The organism is Lysobacter oryzae DSM 21044 (genome assembly GCF_059568595.1).
The window spans coordinates 133,718-151,338 of record NZ_JCANTQ010000014.1 but is presented as its reverse complement, the minus strand read 5'-3'; the positions used below and the strand labels follow the sequence as shown (position 1 = coordinate 151,338).

Sequence of the window (17,621 nt, the reverse complement as noted above, 5' to 3'; positions counted from 1 at the left end):
CAGCAGAAGAGCCCCGCGATTGCGGGGCTTTTTTTCTGTGCGGCGGAGCGGACGGCAACTACAGCGCCGCGGCAATCAACTCGCGCGCATGCACCAGCGAATCCACGATCCGATGTCCGAGCGCCCGCGCCGCGACGTCGGGCGCGACCAGGTCCGGCACCTGGATCGGCGCCATGCCCGCCGACAGCGCGGCGCGCACGCCCGGCACCGAATCCTCCAGCACCACGCACTGCGCCGGCGCCACGCCCAGCCGCTGCGCCGCGAGCAGGTAGATGTCCGGCGCCGGCTTGGCGTGCTCCACGTCGCTGCCGGTCACCACCGCATCGAAGCGAGGCAATAGTCCGCAGCGGGTGAGCTTCTGCAGCGCGCGCTCGCGCCGGGTCGAGGTGGCGACCGCGCGTGGAATGCGATGGCATTCGAGCAGCGCGAGCAGCTCCAGCACCCCGGCCTTCAGCGGCAGCCCGGCCTCCACCTGCGCGTCGTAGCGGACCCGCACTTCCTGCAGCAGCGCCTGCACCTGCGCTTCCTCCAGGCGCTCGCGCAGCAGCTCGTGGCAGGCACGATCGGACAGGCCCACGAACGAGAACCACAGGGCATCGTCGAGACGTGGCAGGTCGAGCATCCGCGTTGCGTCCCGCCAGCACGCCAGCAGTGCGCGTTCGCTCTCGATCAGCAGTCCGTCCATGTCGAACAGGACTGCGGCGGGCGTGAAGTGGAGTTGCGGCATCGATCGAACCCGGTGCTACATGCGTTGCTCCGCGCAATGTAGCGCGCCGCCGCGCCGCGTTCGCCGCATGCCCACGTGCCCAGCCCTCGGCCCACAGCGGTCAGCCCCCGCGTGCGAAGCGTCGCCGGGTGCATGGCCGCCCGCGATCAGGACCGACGTTGACCAACATGAACCCGCTCGCGCGCGGGCCCTCAGTTGCAGTCTGACTGCGCGTTCTGGCGCGCTGCGCGCGAGGTCGGATTTCACGCCACTTAATTGTTCACGCGCCGATATTGCCTGCGCGGGCAAGTGCGATCGAAGCGTGACGGTTTTCGCGTTCCGGCCCGCACGGCGTTTCCAGAATCTCACCCACACGGTCGGGAACAAGGAGGAACAGATGATCCATTGGATGGAAGTCCTGGCCGGACTTCGCAACACCGGCGGCGTGCCTTCGGTCGCCGGCGCACCGGTGGGGTATGGCGCATGCGCACCCTAGCCGGACCGGTCGCCGCGCTGCTGCTGGCGATGGCATGCGGCCACGCCTGCGCACAGAGTGCGAGCTTCGGCTTGTCGCTGCGGGTGGTCGCGCAGGACGCTCCCAGCGAAGCTCCCGTTACCCTCCCCAGACCTCCGCAGGCGCAGGAGCTGCCTCCGGGCCGCCATGCCAGCAGGCTGCTGTTCGGGGGCAGCGCGGACGACGCGCGGCGCTTCTACGAGAGCGCGCTACCGGACCTCGGGTTCCAGCTGACGCGGCGCCATCCCGATGGCGCCGTCTGGGAGCGCGGAAACGTGCGCGCCGAGGTGCGGTTCCAGCCCGTGGCCGGCGTACGGGAAGTGACCGGAATCCTGGTGACGCTGTGCAGCCTGGCCGGCGCGCCCGGGGCTGTCGACGAAAGCGCTCCCGCGGCGTGCGGGGCGTAAGGCGCGCCCGGATGCATCAACCCTCGGCGCAGCAGCCGCTACGGCGCACGCGCGGCCGTCCGGTTCAGTGCCGCAGTGGCGGCGCCTTCCGCTGCAGCGAACGCGTGCTGCGTGGCGTGACAGCGCGGGCAGCCGACTGGAAAACCTGCACCTGGTTGCGCCCTTCCGACTTGGCCCGGTAGCACATCTCGTCGGCGCGTTGCAGCAACTCGGGCGAGGTCATCGCCCCGCCCCGGAACGCCACCAGGCCGATGCTGGCGCTGACCGTGAACTCCTGGTCGACCCAACGGAAGCGCAGCGCCGCCACCGACTCGCGGATGCGCTCGGCTATCTCCTTGGCCTCCTGCAGGACGCAATGCTCCAGCAGCACGGCGAACTCGTCGCCACCCAATCGCGCCAGCGTGTCCTGGTCGCGCACGCTCTGCTGCAACAGCGACGACAGCACCCGCAGCAGCTCGTCGCCCGCGACATGCCCGCCGGTGTCGTTGACCGGCTTGAAACGGTCCAGGTCCAGGTAGACCAGCGCGTAAGGCGTACCGTGCTGCGCGGCGTGCGCGACCGCCCGGTCCAGTCGCGTCTCGAGGACGCGGCGGTTGAACAGGCCGGTCAAGGCATCGTGGGTCGCAAGGTAGGTCAGCTCGTCATTGATGCGCGTGGCCGCAGTGACGTTCCGGAATGCGACGACCGCACCGGCGGGCCGGCGCTCGCTGTCGTGGATCGGCACGAAGGTCGCGTCGACCAGCACCTGGTGTTCGTCCCGGCGCACCAGCCGGGTGACGTCACCGCCGACCCAGTGGCCCGTCGCGAGCAGGTCGACGCTGCGTCCGTGCGAATCGCGCAGCTTCACCACATCGTGCAGGGGCCGTCCCAATGCCTGCGCTTCAGTCCAGCCGGTCAGGTGCATGGCGCCCAGGTTGAGGTCGGCGACGCGCCCGGCCTGGTCGACCAGCACGATGCCGTCCGGCAATACCCGCAGCGCACCCTGCACCAACTCGGCACGCGCCTCCTGCGCCCGCAGCGCGGCCATGGCGCGGGCAAGCTGGGCACGCAATTCGTCCTCTGTATGGGCCGCTGGATCGTCCATGGTTGCACTGACTGATGTCTGATCAGTAACGATAGAACCACGGCGAGAAAATCAGGTGATGGCTTGTCGCCGGATACGACCGGGCGACCGGGGCCACGCGACGCGCAGCCCCGCCGCCCCTCGCATCAGCCGTTCTTGTTCAGCCAGGCATCGATCGCCGGCAGGCGCTGCTCGCGCACCTTGAGGCGGTATTCGATGTTGGCTACCGCCGTATCGGTCGCGCGGCGCGACGTCGCTGCGATATACGCCTCGGCGAAGGCCTTGAGCTTGGCGATCGTCGCCGGATCCAGCGAGTTGCTGGCCAGGCCCGGGTAGTAGCGGCTGAGCGAGGTGGTGTCGACCTTCGCATTCACCTGCTCGCGGTGGACGGCGGCGAAGTCGAACGCGAGCTCGGGATGGTGCGCGGCGACGGTCGCGATCATGCGCGCACTGTTGGTCTCGCCGGGCTCGGCGCTCAGCGCGAGTTCGAGCGCGCGCTTCGCCAGCGCCGGATCCTCGCTCGAGGAGAGCAGCCCGTAGTACTGGTCCTTCACCAACGGCGTGGTTTCCGCCTGCGCCGCGGCGTGCATGCGTTCCCAGGTCGCGGCATCGGCATGCGCGGCGACGACGCCCAGGATGGTCTTGCGCAGCGCGGCCGGCATCGCGGCGGGATCGCTGGCGCTGGCCGCATGGCGGCGACGCGCCTCGGCGACCACCTGCGTATCCCCCAGCGCGCCCAGGGACGCGATCAGCTGCGTGCGCAGGATCGCCACCGGGTCGGCCTCGCCGGCCTTGGCTTGCCAGCCGACACGCATGAACGCCGGCGCCAGCGTGCGGATGGCGAACGCGCGGAATTTCGCGCGGCGGGCCGCGTCGCCGCGGTAGTACTCGTCGAGGCCCACCAGGGTCTCGGCGATGTCGCCCCAGATCTGCGGGTCGGCGTCCAGCGGCGTGGCGCGCGCGAACTCCAGGTAGTCCGTCGCCGGGCGCAGACCGGCCATGCCCAAGGCCCAGGCATCGCCCATCAGGCCGAGCTGGTCGATGGGATCAAGCCTGGCGAAACCGTCGCGGATCGCGAGGAACTGCGGCTGCGCATACTGCGTGCGGTAGTACCCGCTTTGTCCGGCATTGACGATGACCGGCCCGCAACCGGGCACCTCCAGCGTAGCCGCGCCGCCCTCCACTACCGTGCGCACGGTTTCGCCGCCGGCCTGCGCGATCACCGGCACGCGCCAGCGCAGCGGCTGTTTGCCCGGACGGTCCTTGGTGAACTCGTCCTGGGCCAGTTTCAGCGTGGTCGTGCGGCCGTCGCAGGTCGCCGACTCGACGCGGATCAGCGGCACGCCCGGCTGCAGGGTGAAGTCGTGGGCGATATCGAGGATCGGCTTGCCCGCGGCCGCCTGCACCTCGCGCCAGAGGTCGTCCGACACGGTGTTGCCATACGCGTGGGCCTTCATGTAGCTGCGCACGCCTTCGCGCCACGCGTTCTCGCCGACGAAGCCCTCGAGCATGCGGATCACCGCGCCGCCCTTCTGGTAGGTGATCGAATCGAACGCCTGGCTGGCCTGCTCCACCGTCTCCACGTGCTGCACCACCGGATGCGTCGAGGCGACGGCATCGCGCGACATCGCGCTTTCGCGGCCTTCCACCGTGCCCAGCCGCGTATTCCACTCCGGATGCAGCTTGGCCGTGGTGCGGCCCGCCATCCAGGTCGCGAAGCCTTCGTTGAGCCATAGGTCGTCCCACCAGCTCATCGTCACCAGGTCGCCGAACCACTGGTGCGCGATCTCATGTGCGGCGACCGAATAGACACGCTGCTTGTCGGCCTGCGTGGAGATGCTGGGATCGAGCAGCAGCGTGTGCTCGAAGGTGAAGATCGCGCCCCAGTTCTCCATCGCGCCGAAGAACTGGCTGCTGCCGGGCGATGCGACGTTGTCGAGCTTGGGCAGCGGATAAGGCGTGCCGAAGTACTCGTTGTATTCGCGCAGTACGTCGACCGAGGAATCGAGCGCGAACTTGGCCTGCCCGACCAGGCCGGACTGGGTGACCACGCCGACCTCGGTATCGCCCAGCCTGGCCGTGGCGCGTTCGAAGTCGCCGAGGCTGAAGAACAGCAGGTAGGTCGACATCTTCGGCGACTGCGCGAACGTCACCCGCTTGCTGCCGTTGCCCAGGTCCGTCGTCGCCACGGCCGGCATGTTGCTCACGGCCAGCTGGTCCGCCGGGACGGTGGCGGTCAGGGTGAAGGTCGCCTTGTAGTTGGGCTCGTCCCACGAGGGCACGAACTTGCGCGCATCGGAGTTCTCGAACTGGGTGTACAGCGCGCGCTTCTTGCCGGCCTTGGTGTCGTAGTCGATCGCGAACAGGCCATTGGCCTGCGTTCCGATCTTTCCGGTGTAGTCCGTCGCCAGCGTGTAGCGGCCGGGCACGAGCGGCTTGTCGAAAGCGAAGGTCGCAGTCTGCGCATCCGCGTCGACGGAAACCCGCGGCGACTTCGCGGCGCCCTTGGCACCGGCGAGCGACGCATTGGCGAACGTCATGTCGGCGGCGTGGAGGACGATCGACGCGGTCGGCTCGAGCACGTCGAGCGCGATCGCGACATGGCCCTTGAAGGTCAGCGTGCGTGCGTCCGGGGTCACCGCGACGTCGTAGTGCGTGGGCCGCACGTTGCGCGGCAGCTGCGTGGTCGCATCCTTCACCTCCGGCGCGGCGACCGCGGCGGCGGGCGCCGCGCTGGCGAGGACGGGAGCGGTGCCGGCGAGCGCCAGCGCGATAGCGGTGACCAGGGTGCGACGCATGCGGAATTCCGTTGCAGGGGCTCGCGGCGGCCAAGGCCAGCGCGCAAGCCGGGTGACTGGGAAGACCCGATGGTGGCGGCTGGCCGGCGCAGGACCGACCGCCAGAAGTCATGCTTCGCCCATTGGCAGCGCGCGCGCACCCGGGGGCCGCGCTGGCGGGCACGCCAGGCACCCCCGCCGCGCGCGCTCCGTCCTGCGTTCCGGCCGCTTCGTCGCGCATTCCGTGGTTCCATCGCAACGCGGATTCCCGGCGCGCCAGCGGCCGCTATCCTTCGCCGCAACACGACGAACCGGGAACCACCGTGATCCGAAACATCTTCTTCGTTGCCCGCATCGCCATCGCCTGGGGAATCGCGCTGGTGCCGGTGGCGGCGTTCTGGTCCGAAATCCCGCTGATCGGCAGTTGGGAATTCCCGATCGTCCTGCTCTTCTTCCTCACGCTGGGCATGGTCGTCTCCGCCGCCTTCTCGCACGTGCGCCGGGTGCGCCTGATCGCCGGTTCGGACAAGGAGGCGCTGGGCAACCGCCATCGCCGCCAGGTCGAGATCCCGTTCGAGGCCGGCGAGGCTTTCGACCTGCTCGACGCCGCGATCCGCGAACTGCCGCGCGCCGAGTACGTGGAGAGCGCGCGCGACAGCCTGCAGGTGCGCGCCAAGGTGCAGCGTCCGATCGACTTCTCCGAGCAGCCGTTCGGCAAGTGGCACCCGATGTACTGGTTCGGCAATACGCGCAACCAGATCCTCGCCACGGTGACGCCGGTCAACGGCACCGGCAGCGTCACCCTCATCTGCGAACCCGAGAGCGGCGCGTGGAGCGACCTGTTCCGCGTCGACAACGCCACCAACCTGGACAACGCCAACGCGATCACCCGCGCCATCACCCGCCGGGTCGCCGAGCGCCGCCGCAATGAGCGCGACGCGGCCACGCAGACCGCGACCGAGAAGGAGCTCACGGTGGCCCGCCTGAACCTGCTGCATGCGCAGGTCGAGCCGCACTTCCTCTACAACACGCTGGCCAGCGCGCAATACCTGACCCGCAACGACCCCGCGCGCGCCGACGAGATGCTCGGCCACCTGATCCAGTACCTGCGCCATTCGCTGCCGCGCACCCAGGACGAACTGGCCACGCTGAGCGACGAACTCGAACGCGCCCTGGCGTACCTGGAGATCCTGAAGATCCGCATGGGCCAGCGCCTGAGCGTGCAGGTCGACGTGCCCGAGAACCTGCGCGGCACCCGGCTGCCGCCGATGATGCTGCAGACACTGGTGGAGAACGCGATCAAGCATGGCCTGGAACCGCGCACCGCCGGCGGCACGGTGTGGATCCGCGCCCGCCATGCCGACGACGGCACCGTGGCGATCACCGTGGCCGACGATGGCGAAGGCTTCAACGTCCAGAGCAGCGGCACCGGCATCGGCCTGAAGAACGTGCGTGAACGGCTGCAACTGGTCTACGGCGGCAAGGCTTCGCTGGCGGTGGTGGCCAATTTCCCTTGCGGCGTCGCCGCGACGATCAGCGTGCCGGGCGCGCCGTCGGCGCCGACCGCGGCAGCGTCCGCACCGGCCACGTCGGCCGAGGAACGCAACCATGTCTAAGTCGCCCACCGCGGTCATCGCCGAGGACGAGGTCCTGCTGCGCAGCTCGCTGCTGGAACAGCTCCGCACCGCCTGGCCGCAACTGGAGATCGTGGCCGAATGCGAGGACGGCGCCAGCGCATTGGAAGCGATCGACGAGCACCAGCCCGACATCGCCTTCCTCGACATCCGCATGCCCGGCCTGACCGGACTGGAAGTCGCCGCCGCCGCCGCGCAGGCCAGCCCGCACACCCAGGTGGTGTTCGTCACCGCCTACGACCAGTACGCGATCGACGCCTTCGACCGCGGCGCCATCGACTACCTGCTCAAGCCGATCGCCGCCGACCGGCTGGCGGCGACGGTGCAGCGCCTCAAGCTGCGCATGGCGTCGGGCTCGGGCGACGCCGCGGCGCTGAGCGAAGTGCTGGAACGCCTGGGCGCCGCCTTGCCGAAGAATCCGGCGCGCCCGCCGCTGACCTGGTTGACCGCCAGCTCCGGCCGCGAAACCAGGCTGATCCTGGTCGACGACGTGGCCTACTTCCGCGCTGACAACAAGTACACGACGGTGATGACCGCCGAAGGCGAGGCCTTGCTGCGCACGCCGATCCGCGAGCTGCTCGCCGTGCTCGATACGGATACCTTCAAGCAGATCCATCGCTCGACCATCGTCAACCTCAAGGCCATCGCGTCGATCGTGCGCGACGACACCGGCAAGGGCACCGTGCGGCTCAAGAACCGCCCGGAAACGCTCACCGTCAGCCAACCCTTCATGACCCTGTTCCGCCACATGTGATCGCGGCGCGCATCGCGCCGCACCACCCACGTCGCGGCGTCGCCGCGTGAGAGTGCGAGAGGCCCACCATGCACAACCTGATCGCCACGGTTTATTTCCTGCTTTCCCTGCTCGGCTGGGACGGTGGCACCACCTTCGTCACCCGCTCGATGATCGACGGCGCCGATGCCATCCACAGCCGCATCCACGTCACGGCGGGAATCGCCCGTTTCGAATGCGTGGCCAGCGCGAGCGGGGAATGCCATTACACGCTGTTCCGGCGCGGATGCGCGGCCACCAGCGGCGGCTGCGCCCCGCCCGAACGTTTCGCCATGGCAGCGGGCGCCACGCGCGAGGTGGTGGGCATGCCGCCCTTCGACGCCTGCGTCGCGCGCGACGACACCGCGCTCGCGAAGGATTGCAGCCCCAGCGGCGATCCGCGCTGATCGCGTCGACAATGCGCCATCGCGGCACAGGAAAAAGGCCCCGCGTTGCGGGGCCTTTTTCTATCAGCACGCGCTTCAATGCAGCGGACGCAATTGGGTGTCGAACACGAACTTGCCCACGTGCTCGCCCAGCGTGACCGCGTTGAGGCAACCGGTGCGGAAGTGGATGCCGCCATAGACGCGCGCCGACGCCGCTTCGTCCGCCGCGACCGACAGGCTGGTGAAGCTTCGGGTCACGGTGGGCGGCAGGCCTGCGGCGGTCATGGTGAAGGACACCTCGTCCGTGCCGAAGACATCGCGCATCACCTCGGTGCCCGCACCTATCGTCGATGGCAGGCCGCAGGTGTAGTCCGGATACGGCGGCGTGGTGATGTAGGACGTCCAGGTCGGATCGGACTCGGTATCCGGGTTGCCGTCGTCGGGCCATTGGATTGCGGTCTGCGGACGCCAGAAGTTGTACCGGTACTTGGTCCGGAAGGTCGCGATCAGGGTGTCGTTGACCGCGATGTTCATCAGCGCGAACAGGCGCGCCTGCTCCCAGCTGTCCAGGCCGCGGCCGTTGAGGATGATCCGCAGCATGCCGTTGAGGTTGGCGCCGCCGCCCGGCCAGAAGCGCGCAATCTGGCTTTCTTCCGAATCCGGCGCCGCGCTGCGCACCGCGGACGAGCCGACGCTCTTCACCTCGTTGTAGTCGATCGCGTAAGCCTTGCCGCGCACGCGCAGGAAGTCCGTGCGTCCCGGGTTGAACTGCGCGGCGTTTCCGAGTGCGAATGGCTTCACGTCGCCCCAGCCGCCGAACTGCGGGAACGGTTGCGGTGCCGGCGGTGTCGGCAGTGTCGGCTGGTAGACGCCGACGTCGGGCGCCAGGGTGTAGGGAACGTGCGGCGTCTCCGAGCCATCGAGGGTGCGCTCGGCCAGGATGGCTTCCGCCGCCGCAGCGCCTATGGCCTCGCCGTCGGCGATGCAGGTCGGCTGCGAGAGCGGGCAGCCCAGGCCGGCGATGTAGGTCGCGTAGCGGGTATTGATGATCGTGTCCTGCGCGTCCGGCAGCAGCGCGACGAGCGTGTCGCGGGCCGCACGCGCGACCGCGGCATCCGGCGAGGCATTCGGATTGCCCGCGCCCACGACGGAGTAGGACTCGTAGCGCGGATCGATCGCGTTCAATGCATCGTGCACGGCGATCTGCACGATGGTGAAGACGCGGAACTGCTGCGGTGGTCCCCCCGCGCCACCGATCACATCGTTGGCATTCGTGTTCCAGTCGGTCACGGCGTCGGCCAGCGCCGTGCCGGGGATCGCCAGGGCCAATGCGACCGCGAGCAACTGGCGGCGCGATGCGGCGAGGCAGGAGTGGCACGGGAACGATTTCATCTCGAACTCCTTGTAGGTGGGGACACCGGGTGCACGCAGCCGTCGACCGCATGCGGGCAGCGCAGGCATGCGGCGATCGGCACGGAATGGCAGGCTGCGATTACTGCTCCGGGGAAGTAATCACCCGGATTGGGGTCCGTCGGCGCGCCGCATCGGTTGGCCAGGATCCCCGCCCGGACGGCGCCACCGGCGTGGGTCAGTCGCGCAGGGCCGCGGCGTGGTGCGCGATGTGCTCGCCAATGAAGCTGGCGATGAAGTAGTAGCTGTGGTCGTAGCCGGCATGGCGGCGCAGGCTCAGCGGATGGGCCGCCTCCCGGCACGCCGCCTCGAGCAGCTCGGGACGGAGTTGGCTCGCGAGGAATTCATCGTCCTCGCCCTGCTCCACCAGCAGTGCCAGCCGCGCCGCGCCGGGTCCCAGCGAACGCACGAGTTCGCACGCATCCCACGTCCGCCATTGGCCCTGGTCCTCTCCCAGATAGGCGGCGAAGGCCTTCTGGCCCCAAGGCACGCGGCTGGGGGCCACGATCGGCGAGAACGCCGACACGCTGCGGTAGCGCCCCGGGTTGCGCAGGGCCACGACGAGCGCGCCGTGGCCGCCCATCGAATGGCCGCTGATCGCGCGCGCCCCCGAGGCGTTGAACCGCGCTTCGACCAGCGCCGGAAGCTCGTCGGCGACGTAGTCGTGCATACGGTAGTGCGCCGACCACGGCGCGCGTTCGGCATTGAGGTAGAAGCCGGCGCCCTGGCCCAGGTCGTAGCCGTCCGCATCGGCGACGCCGTCGCCGCGCGGGCTGGTGTCCGGGGCCACGATGATCACGCCGTGTTCCGCCGCGTACCGCTGCGCCCCGGCCTTGGTGATGAAATTCTGCTCGGTGCAGGTCAGGCCGCTGAGCCAGTACAGCACCGGGCAGCGTTCCTGCGCCGCCCGCGGCGGCAGGTAGATGCCGAAGCGCATGTCGCAATCGAGCACCCGGGAGCGGTGCTGCCATACCTCCTGCACGCCACCGGCGCAGCCGTGGGACTCGAGCCTGCGCATCTCAGTAGTGGATCACGGTGCGGATCGACTTGCCCTCGTGCATCAGGTCGAAGGCCTCGTTGATGCGGTCCAGCGGCAGCGTGTGGGTGACGAAGGGCGCGAGCTGGATGTCGCCCTGCATTGCCTGCTCCACCATGCCCGGCAACTGGCTGCGGCCCTTGACTCCGCCGAAGGCCGTACCCTTCCAGGTGCGCCCGGTCACCAGCTGGAACGGGCGCGTGGAAATCTCCTGCCCCGCGCCGGCCACGCCGATGATCACCGACTGGCCCCAGCCGCGATGCGCGCATTCCAGCGCCGCGCGCATGACGTTGACGTTGCCGATGCATTCGAAGCTGTGGTCCACGCCCCAGCCGGTCATCTCGACGATCACCTGCTGCACCGGCTTGTCATCGTCGCGGGGATTGACGAAGTCGGTGGCGCCCATCTGCTTGGCCATCTCGAACTTGTCCGGATTGGTGTCGATCGCGATGATGCGGCCGGCCTTGGCCTGGCGCGCGCCCTGGATCACCGCCAGGCCGATGCCACCCAGCCCGAATACCGCCACCGAGTCGCCGGGCTGCACCTTGGCCGTGTTGTGCACGGCGCCGATGCCGGTGGTGACGCCGCACCCCAGCAGGCACACCTGCTCGTGGTTGGCCTGCGGATTGATCTTCGCCAGCGATACCTCCGCGACCACCGTGTACTCGCTGAAGGTCGAGCAGCCCATGTAGTGGTGCACCGGCTGGCCGTTGTACGACAGGCGCGAGGTGCCATCGGGCATCACGCCCTTGCCCTGGGTCGCACGCACGGACACGCACAGGTTGGTCTTGCCGGACTTGCAGAACAGGCACTCGCCGCATTCGGCGGTGTACAGCGGGATGACGTGGTCGCCCGGCTGCACGCTGGTCACGCCTTCCCCGACTTCCACCACCACGCCGGCGCCTTCATGGCCAAGCACGACCGGGAACAGTCCCTCCGGATCGTCGCCGCTGAGCGTGAACGCGTCGGTGTGGCACACGCCGGTATGGGTAATCCGCACCAGCACCTCTCCCGCACGCGGCGGCTCGACGTCGATTTCGACGATCTGCAGTGGCTGCCCGGGGGCGAAGGCGACGGCGGCGCGGGACTTCATGGCGATTTCCTCTCCGATGCGAGCAAGCGCAAGGCTGCGGGGGCGAGCTTGGGTTCGATTATCGGCCAAACCTGCGGGCCGGATGTCGCCCTGGCGAGGGCACGCTGGCGCAAGCCGACTGACTCGGCACGGCCCTGCCGCGGGACTCGCGGCATGATTCAAGTCCCGATCCTAGGAGGGCCGCCATGGGCGCGTTCGCTTCACCGTCAGCCTTCGGTGCCGGCCAGCTGTGGCGCTGCAGGGGCCGCACTGCGGGCGAGACCCCGCTGGTGCTCATCAATCGCGTGGACCAGCATCCGCTCGGCACCGGCGAGATCTATCACGTGTCGATCAGCGGCGTGCAGGTGAGGAACCCGCGTTCGCCCGATGGACTGGCCACGGCACTCCCGCATATTCCGCTGATCCGCCAGTCCTTCGAGCGTAGCCACATGGAATTCGTCGGCCTGCACGCACCCGACCTCGCGTACCTAGCGGGATACGCGCAGTGGAAACGCGAATTCGACGCGGGCAACGCGGGCTCCTTCGGCGTGAGCATCGCCGAGGTGCTCGACTTCATCGAGCGCTCGCTCGCGGCGCGCTAGCCGGAGCAAAAGAAAAGCCCCGCTACGCGGGGCTTTTCTTTTTTGTGCCTCAGGGGCGCGTCACGCCCACGGATCGCGCAGCACGATGTTCGCATCGCGGTCCGGACCGGTCGAAACGATCGCCAGCTGGCAACCGGAGAGTTCCTCCAGCGCACGCAGGTAGGCGCGCGCGGCCGGCGGCAGCTTGTCCCACTCGGTAATGCCGGCGGTGGATTCCTCCCAGCCCGGGAACTCGAGGTACACCGGCGTGCATTCTTCCCAGCCTTCCGCGTCGAGCGGCGCGTATTCGCTGCGCTTGCCGTGGTACTCGTACGCGATGCAGACCTTGAGGGTCTTCATGCCGTCGAGGATGTCCAGCTTGGTGATGCACAGGCCGGTGATGCCGTTGATGGCGACGGCGCGCTTGAGCGCGACGATGTCCATCCAGCCGCAGCGGCGCGGACGGCCGGTGGTCGCGCCGTATTCCTGGCCGCGATCGCGGATGCCCTGGCCGATCTCGTCGTTGAGTTCGGTCGGGAACGGACCGCCGCCGACGCGCGTGGCATACGCCTTGGCGATGCCGAGCACGTAGTCGATTGCGTCCGCGCCCACGCCGGTGCCGGCGTACGCGCCGCCGACGGTGGTGTTCGACGAGGTGACGTAGGGATAGGTGCCGTGGTCGATGTCGAGCAGCGACCCCTGCGCGCCCTCGAACAGCACGCGCTTACCCTGCTTGCGCAGGTCGTGCAGGATGCCGGCGACGTCGGACTTCATCGGTTCGACGTACTCGCCGAACGCGAGCGCGTCGTCGAGCGTCTTCTGGAAATCGACCGCTTCCACGCCCAGGTACTTGGTCAGTACGAAGTTGTGGTAGTCCATCGTGTTGCGGAGCTTCTCGGCGAGTTCGGCCGGATAGCGCAGGTCGGCGACGCGGATGCCGCGGCGGGCGACCTTGTCCTCGTAGGCCGGACCGATGCCGCGGCCGGTGGTGCCGATGGCGCCCTTGCCGGCGGCCTTCTCGCGCGCCTGATCCAGGGCGATGTGGTACGGCATGATCAGCGGCGTGGCCGGGCTGATCTTGAGGCGCGAGCGCACGTCGACGCCGTTGGCCTCGAGCTCGCCGATTTCCTTCTGCAGCGCGCCCGGGTGGAGCACGACGCCGTTGCCGATCAGGCACAGCGCGTCATCGCGCAGGATGCCGGAGGGAATCAGGTGCAGGACGGTCTTCTTGCCCCCGATGACGAGGGTGTGGCCGGCGTTGTGGCCGCCCTGGAAACGCACGACCGCGCCGATGTCCTGCGTCAGCAGGTCGACGATCTTGCCCTTGCCTTCGTCGCCCCACTGGGCACCCAACACCACGACTGACTGACCCATTGGCCTCGACTCCAAATCTGGCTTCCCGCAAGCGGGTTCAACTGCGCGCGGCGGCGCGAGGTAGTCGCCCGTATACCGAAGAATGCGGCGGCGCGACACGGAAAAAGCCGGAGGGGATTGCTCACGTGGAGCGGCCCCATCCGGCTTTTGTGCATTATCCGGGTTTTGGGGGGGCGGGGCTACCCCGCCCTTCGCGCCTAGAACCGCCTGACCAGGAACAGCGAAATCAGGCCGATGGCAATGAAGAGCCCGCCCAGCAGGCGCAACCCGGTATCCGACAGCCGGTGCAACTGCTCCACCGCCTGCCGCCAACCGCGCGGAGCCACGAACAGGAACAGACCCTCCAGCACGGCCACCAGGCACAACGCGGACAGCAGCTCCACGGTCATGCCACGGCCCGGATCAGCGATCCGCCTTCAGGTACTGCAGGAAGGGATCGTTGCGGTCGAGCACGATCACGCTCTGGCCGTCACTGAACGAAGCCCGGTAAGCCTCGAGGCTGCGCTGAAAGGCATAGAAGGCCGGATCCTTGCTGGCCGCCTGCGCATACAGCCGCGTGGCTTCCGCATCGCCTTCGCCGCGCAGCTTCTGCGCATCGCGTTCGGCCTCGGCCAGCATCACCGAGCGATCGCGTTCGGCTTCGGCGCGGATGACCTGGGCCTGCTCCACGCCCTCGGCGCGCAGCTGGCTCGCGACCTGCTTGCGCTGCGAGCGCATCTGGTCGTAGACCGAGCCGACGACGTTGCTGTCCTGCGGCAGTTCGATGCGCTTGATGCGGATGTCGACGATCTTCACGCCCAGCGTCTGCGCGCCGTCGTTGATCGCCTTCAGCTGCTTGCCGATGACCGAGGTACGGTCGCCGGATACCACTTCCTGCAGCGTGCGCGCATTGATCTCGTTGCGCAGCGAATCGCGGATGATCGGCGCCAGGCGCAGCACGGCGACCTCCTCGCTGCCGCCGGTGGCGCGGAAGAACACGCGCAGGTTCTCGATCTGGCCGAGGGCGAAGAAGTCGACGCTGACGTCCTGCTTGTCTTCGGTCAGGTAGCGCTCGGATTCGGCGGGCAGCACCAGCAGGCGGCGGTCGAACACCCGCGCGTTCTCGATCAGCGGCACCTTGAAGTGCAGGCCGGGGCCGACATCGGTGCGGACGATGGTGCCGAGGCGGAACACGATGGCGCTATGGCCTTCGCGCACGACGAATACCGAACCGAGCAGCGCGAGCAATGCGCTGACCACCACGGCGACCCAAACGGAAACTCTCATCGGCGGTCCTCCTCGCGGGTCGGGCGCGTCGTGCGCGGCGGCCTGGCGGATTCAGTGGATTCGGCGCCGCCGGCGGGCGACAGCACCTCGGGCGTGAGCAGCGGCGCATTCGCGGCCGATGGCGGGGCGCGCTTGTCATCCATCGGCACGTAGATCAGCTGGCGCGAGTCGCCGCCGACGATCTTGCGATTCTCGCCGAGGACCTCCTGCACGGTTTCCAGCCACAGGCGCTTGCGCGTGACGTCCGGCGCGGACTTGTACTGGTCCACGAGCAGCGAGAAGCGGGTGGCGTCGCCCTGGGCGCGCGCCATGATCGCGGTCTTGTAGCCTTCGGCGACGGTGCGGGTCCGTGCCGCTTCGCCACGCGCTTCCGGAACGATGCGCTTGGCGTAGGCCTGCGCCTCGTTGATCGCGGTGTTCTTCTCGGCGCGGGCGCGCTGCACTTCGTCGAAGGCGTCCTTCACGTCGTCCGGCGGGCGCGCGTTGGGCAGGTTGAGCTCGGTCAGGACCAGGCCGGTACGGTAGGTCTGCAAGGCCTTCTGCAGGTGGTCCTTCACCGCGACGGTCAGTTCGCCGCGGGCATTGAGCACGGTATCCAGGTCGGAACGACCGACCTGCTCGCGCACCGCGCTCTGCGCGGCTTCCTTGAGGGTTTCGTCGGCGTCGCGCGTGCCGAACTTGTACAGCAACGGGTCGCCGATGCGGTACTGCACGTTGATCTCGACGTTCACCATGTTGCCGTCACGGGTGAACACCGGAACGTTCTCGCTGTAGGCATTGCTCTGCGTGGCGTTGACCTTCTCGACCGTCTCGATCGGCCACGGCGCCTTGAAGTGCGGGCCCGGGTCCATGATCCGGGCGTAGCGGCCGAAACGCAGGACCACGCCGCGTTCCTGCTCGGTGACGAGCACGAAGGTGCTGAAGACCAGCCACAGGCCGAACACGACGGCGACCCAGCGCCAGACCGCGCTGCCGCCTCCGCCGAAGATGCCGCGCGCCGTGTCGATCAACGTGTCCAGCACGCCGCCGCTCTTGCGGGGACGTTGCGGACGGCGCCCCTCCGGGTTGTTGCCGGGGCCGCTGCCGCCACTGCCAGGGCCGCCACTACCAGGGGTGTTCCAGGCCATGCCTGCTCCAAAGGGGATATTGACGCCGTAGGGCGCGCGCCGATTCTAGGTGAGGGCCACAAGCGCCTCAAACAAGGCGGGGCCGGGCGCGGCGGCGATTACCACTGCTCCGCCTCGTCTGCGAGCGCGCCGGCGGCTTCCAGCAAGGGTCGCAGCGCCTCGCCATGGGCCTGCGAGAAGAGCTTGAGCGCGTCTGCGATGGCGAGGTCGACCTGCAGGTGCCAGCCCCGCTCGTCGTGCGATTCCGCGCGGATCGCGCCCAGCGCATGCAGGCGCGCGTGCAGGCGCGCTGCCTGCGAGGACAGGTGCAGCTCGCCGGCGACGTGGCGCAGTTCGAGCACGTCGGCCAGCGCCTTGCGCAGCAGGTCGAGCCCCAGCCCCAGCTGCGCGGAGACCCAGACGCGCTGGCGACCCTCGGCGGGCTGGTCCCGCCGTGGGTCGGGTGCCGCGGCGTGGTCCTCGCGCTCGAGCCGATCGATCTTGTTGAACACCAGCAACTGCGGCAGGTCGCCCGCGCCGATTTCCGCGAGCACCTCGTCGACCTGCGCGATGCGCTCGTCGCGCAGCGGATCGGCCGCGTCGACCACGTGCAGCAGCAGGTCGGCATCGCGCGCTTCCGACAGGGTCGAACGGAACGCCGCGACCAATTCGTGCGGCAGGTCGCGCACGAAACCGACGGTATCGGCCAGCACTGCCCCGCCGCCCGGCAACGCGATGCGGCGCACCGTCGGATCGAGCGTCGCGAACAGCTGGTCGGCGGCGTAGGCCTCCGCGCCGGTCAGCGCATTGAACAAGGTCGACTTGCCCGCGTTGGTGTAGCCCACCAGGGCGATACGCGGCAGCTCGCTGCGCATGCGCGCGCGGCGCATCTGCGTGCGCTGGACCTCGACCTTGTCCAGGCGCCGCTGCAACTGCTCCAGGCGCTTCTGCAGCAGGCGGCGGTCGGTTTCCAGCTGGGTTTCGCCGGGACCGCGCAGGCCGATGGAACCGCCACGCTGCCGCTCCAGGTGGGTCCAGCCCCGCACCAGGCGCGTGGCCATGTGCTTGAGCTGGGCGAGCTCGACCTGCAGCTTGCCTTCGGCGCTCTGCGCACGCTGGGAGAAGATGTCGAGGATCAGCCCGGTGCGGTCGACCACGCGGCGCTTCAGCAACTTCTCGAGGTTGCGCTCCTGTCCGGGGGACAGCGCGAAATTCACCAGCACGAGATCCGCGCCGCTGGCATCGGCCGCGGCCTTCACTTCCTCGAGCTTGCCGCTGCCCAGCAGGGTGGCGGGATTGGGCCGGTCGATGCGCGCGGTGAGCAGCGCTGCGACGGTGGCGCCGGCCGAGCGGGCCAGATCCGCGAACTCCTCCATCAGGCCCTCGTCCGGCGGACCGCCGGCATGAGGCTGGATCAGCAGCGCGTGTTCGCCCTTGCGGGAACGTTCAAACATTCGGCCTGTGTACTCCTTCCCCACGGACGGGGGAAGGAGGAATGGGGATGATCGGACCCGGCT

At 68.9% G+C, this 17,621-nt stretch carries 17 protein-coding genes; 5 read left to right on the top strand and 12 right to left on the bottom strand.

Annotated elements, in window-relative coordinates; all coding sequences use genetic code 11:
* Positions 1-58 precede the first annotated feature (58 nt).
* Together BP05_RS14650 and BP05_RS14645 are read right to left on the bottom strand one after the other, a co-directional pair.
* On the bottom strand, positions 59-727 hold the full coding sequence (locus BP05_RS14650; protein WP_496364753.1) for an HAD family hydrolase: 669 nt from the start codon (positions 725-727) through the stop codon (positions 59-61).
* A gap of 259 nt (positions 728-986) precedes the next feature.
* Positions 987-1,112, bottom strand: a complete 126-nt coding sequence (locus BP05_RS14645; protein ID WP_496364751.1) for a hypothetical protein — start codon at positions 1,110-1,112, stop codon at positions 987-989.
* Positions 1,113-1,189: 77 nt separating this feature from the next.
* Here BP05_RS14645 and BP05_RS14640 point away from each other — a divergent pair, with 77 nt between their 5' ends.
* Positions 1,190-1,627, top strand: coding sequence for a hypothetical protein (locus BP05_RS14640; protein WP_496364749.1), 438 nt, complete (start codon positions 1,190-1,192; stop codon positions 1,625-1,627).
* A 64-nt stretch (positions 1,628-1,691) separates the two neighbouring features.
* Here the strand turns inward: BP05_RS14640 and BP05_RS14635 are convergent, their stop codons facing one another.
* Positions 1,692-2,711: a GGDEF domain-containing protein gene (locus BP05_RS14635; RefSeq protein WP_496364747.1), complete on the bottom strand. Its 1,020-nt coding sequence runs from the start codon at positions 2,709-2,711 to the stop codon at positions 1,692-1,694.
* A 125-nt stretch (positions 2,712-2,836) separates the two neighbouring features.
* A complete protein-coding gene (locus BP05_RS14630; RefSeq protein ID WP_496364745.1) occupies positions 2,837-5,488 on the bottom strand; it encodes a M1 family metallopeptidase in 2,652 nt (883 codons plus the stop codon).
* 302 nt (positions 5,489-5,790) lie between these two features.
* On the opposite strand from BP05_RS14630, the gene BP05_RS14625 reads away from it, so the two are divergent.
* The 3 genes from BP05_RS14625 to BP05_RS14615 all read left to right on the top strand — a co-directional run bounded on the left by BP05_RS14625 (position 5,791) and on the right by BP05_RS14615 (position 8,280).
* Complete coding sequence (locus tag BP05_RS14625; RefSeq protein WP_496364743.1) at positions 5,791-7,083, top strand: sensor histidine kinase; 1,293 nt, start codon at positions 5,791-5,793, stop codon at positions 7,081-7,083.
* Positions 7,076-7,855 (top strand): LytR/AlgR family response regulator transcription factor, encoded by a 780-nt coding sequence (locus tag BP05_RS14620; protein ID WP_496364741.1) that lies wholly within the window; start codon positions 7,076-7,078, stop codon positions 7,853-7,855. The genes BP05_RS14625 and BP05_RS14620 overlap by 8 nt, the downstream gene beginning before the upstream one ends.
* Positions 7,856-7,923: 68 nt before the next feature.
* Positions 7,924-8,280: a hypothetical protein gene (locus BP05_RS14615; protein WP_496364739.1), complete on the top strand. Its 357-nt coding sequence runs from the start codon at positions 7,924-7,926 to the stop codon at positions 8,278-8,280.
* 75 nt (positions 8,281-8,355) lie between these two features.
* Here BP05_RS14615 and BP05_RS14610 read toward each other — a convergent pair whose 3' ends face one another.
* The 3 genes from BP05_RS14610 to BP05_RS14600 form a co-directional block, all read right to left on the bottom strand.
* On the bottom strand, positions 8,356-9,651 hold the full coding sequence (locus BP05_RS14610) for a vanadium-dependent haloperoxidase (protein ID WP_496364737.1): 1,296 nt from the start codon (positions 9,649-9,651) through the stop codon (positions 8,356-8,358).
* A gap of 196 nt (positions 9,652-9,847) precedes the next feature.
* Positions 9,848-10,687, bottom strand: coding sequence for an S-formylglutathione hydrolase (gene fghA, locus BP05_RS14605; RefSeq protein WP_496364735.1), 840 nt, complete (start codon positions 10,685-10,687; stop codon positions 9,848-9,850).
* A 1-nt stretch (position 10,688) separates the two neighbouring features.
* Positions 10,689-11,798 carry an S-(hydroxymethyl)glutathione dehydrogenase/class III alcohol dehydrogenase gene (locus BP05_RS14600; RefSeq protein WP_496364733.1) on the bottom strand — a complete coding sequence of 370 codons (1,110 nt, stop codon included), beginning with the start codon at positions 11,796-11,798 and terminating at the stop codon, positions 10,689-10,691.
* 185 nt (positions 11,799-11,983) lie between these two features.
* Between BP05_RS14600 and BP05_RS14595 the strand changes: the two genes are divergently transcribed.
* A complete protein-coding gene (locus BP05_RS14595; RefSeq protein WP_496364731.1) occupies positions 11,984-12,379 on the top strand; it encodes a hypothetical protein in 396 nt (131 codons plus the stop codon).
* A 60-nt stretch (positions 12,380-12,439) separates the two neighbouring features.
* Here BP05_RS14595 and BP05_RS14590 read toward each other — a convergent pair whose 3' ends face one another.
* The 5 genes from BP05_RS14590 to hflX form a co-directional block, all read right to left on the bottom strand.
* The gene (locus BP05_RS14590) at positions 12,440-13,732 is read right to left on the bottom strand and encodes an adenylosuccinate synthase (RefSeq protein WP_496364729.1); all 1,293 of its coding nucleotides are present in this window, start codon (positions 13,730-13,732) and stop codon (positions 12,440-12,442) included.
* Between the two features lie 197 nt (positions 13,733-13,929).
* Positions 13,930-14,121, bottom strand: a complete 192-nt coding sequence (locus BP05_RS14585) for a DUF2065 domain-containing protein (protein ID WP_496364727.1) — start codon at positions 14,119-14,121, stop codon at positions 13,930-13,932.
* Positions 14,122-14,134: 13 nt separating this feature from the next.
* Complete coding sequence (gene hflC, locus BP05_RS14580; protein ID WP_496364725.1) at positions 14,135-14,998, bottom strand: protease modulator HflC; 864 nt, start codon at positions 14,996-14,998, stop codon at positions 14,135-14,137.
* On the bottom strand, positions 14,995-16,125 hold the full coding sequence (hflK, locus tag BP05_RS14575) for an FtsH protease activity modulator HflK (RefSeq protein WP_496364723.1): 1,131 nt from the start codon (positions 16,123-16,125) through the stop codon (positions 14,995-14,997). Before hflK ends, hflC begins: the two co-directional genes overlap by 4 nt.
* A 98-nt stretch (positions 16,126-16,223) precedes the next feature.
* Positions 16,224-17,558, bottom strand: coding sequence for a ribosome rescue GTPase HflX (gene hflX, locus BP05_RS14570; protein WP_496364721.1), 1,335 nt, complete (start codon positions 17,556-17,558; stop codon positions 16,224-16,226).
* Positions 17,559-17,621 lie beyond the last annotated feature (63 nt).

Bases quoted from the DNA above. Each gene is read 5' to 3' on its own strand.
- BP05_RS14610 (WP_496364737.1), bottom strand. From the start codon at position 9,651: ATGAAATCGTTCCCGTGCCACTCCTGCCTCGCCGCATCGCGCCGCCAG.
- BP05_RS14640 (WP_496364749.1), top strand. From the start codon at position 1,190: ATGCGCACCCTAGCCGGACCGGTCGCCGCGCTGCTGCTGGCGATGGCA.
- BP05_RS14590 (WP_496364729.1), bottom strand. From the start codon at position 13,732: ATGGGTCAGTCAGTCGTGGTGTTGGGTGCCCAGTGGGGCGACGAAGGC.
- BP05_RS14645 (WP_496364751.1), bottom strand. From the start codon at position 1,112: ATGGATCATCTGTTCCTCCTTGTTCCCGACCGTGTGGGTGAGATTCTG.
- hflK (WP_496364723.1), bottom strand. From the start codon at position 16,125: ATGGCCTGGAACACCCCTGGTAGTGGCGGCCCTGGCAGTGGCGGCAGC.
- BP05_RS14595 (WP_496364731.1), top strand. From the start codon at position 11,984: ATGGGCGCGTTCGCTTCACCGTCAGCCTTCGGTGCCGGCCAGCTGTGG.
- BP05_RS14650 (WP_496364753.1), bottom strand. From the start codon at position 727: ATGCCGCAACTCCACTTCACGCCCGCCGCAGTCCTGTTCGACATGGAC.
- fghA (WP_496364735.1), bottom strand. From the start codon at position 10,687: ATGCGCAGGCTCGAGTCCCACGGCTGCGCCGGTGGCGTGCAGGAGGTA.
- BP05_RS14600 (WP_496364733.1), bottom strand. From the start codon at position 11,798: ATGAAGTCCCGCGCCGCCGTCGCCTTCGCCCCCGGGCAGCCACTGCAG.
- BP05_RS14615 (WP_496364739.1), top strand. From the start codon at position 7,924: ATGCACAACCTGATCGCCACGGTTTATTTCCTGCTTTCCCTGCTCGGC.
- BP05_RS14585 (WP_496364727.1), bottom strand. From the start codon at position 14,121: ATGACCGTGGAGCTGCTGTCCGCGTTGTGCCTGGTGGCCGTGCTGGAG.
- BP05_RS14630 (WP_496364745.1), bottom strand. From the start codon at position 5,488: ATGCGTCGCACCCTGGTCACCGCTATCGCGCTGGCGCTCGCCGGCACC.
- BP05_RS14620 (WP_496364741.1), top strand. From the start codon at position 7,076: ATGTCTAAGTCGCCCACCGCGGTCATCGCCGAGGACGAGGTCCTGCTG.
- hflC (WP_496364725.1), bottom strand. From the start codon at position 14,998: ATGAGAGTTTCCGTTTGGGTCGCCGTGGTGGTCAGCGCATTGCTCGCG.
- BP05_RS14635 (WP_496364747.1), bottom strand. From the start codon at position 2,711: ATGGACGATCCAGCGGCCCATACAGAGGACGAATTGCGTGCCCAGCTT.
- hflX (WP_496364721.1), bottom strand. From the start codon at position 17,558: ATGTTTGAACGTTCCCGCAAGGGCGAACACGCGCTGCTGATCCAGCCT.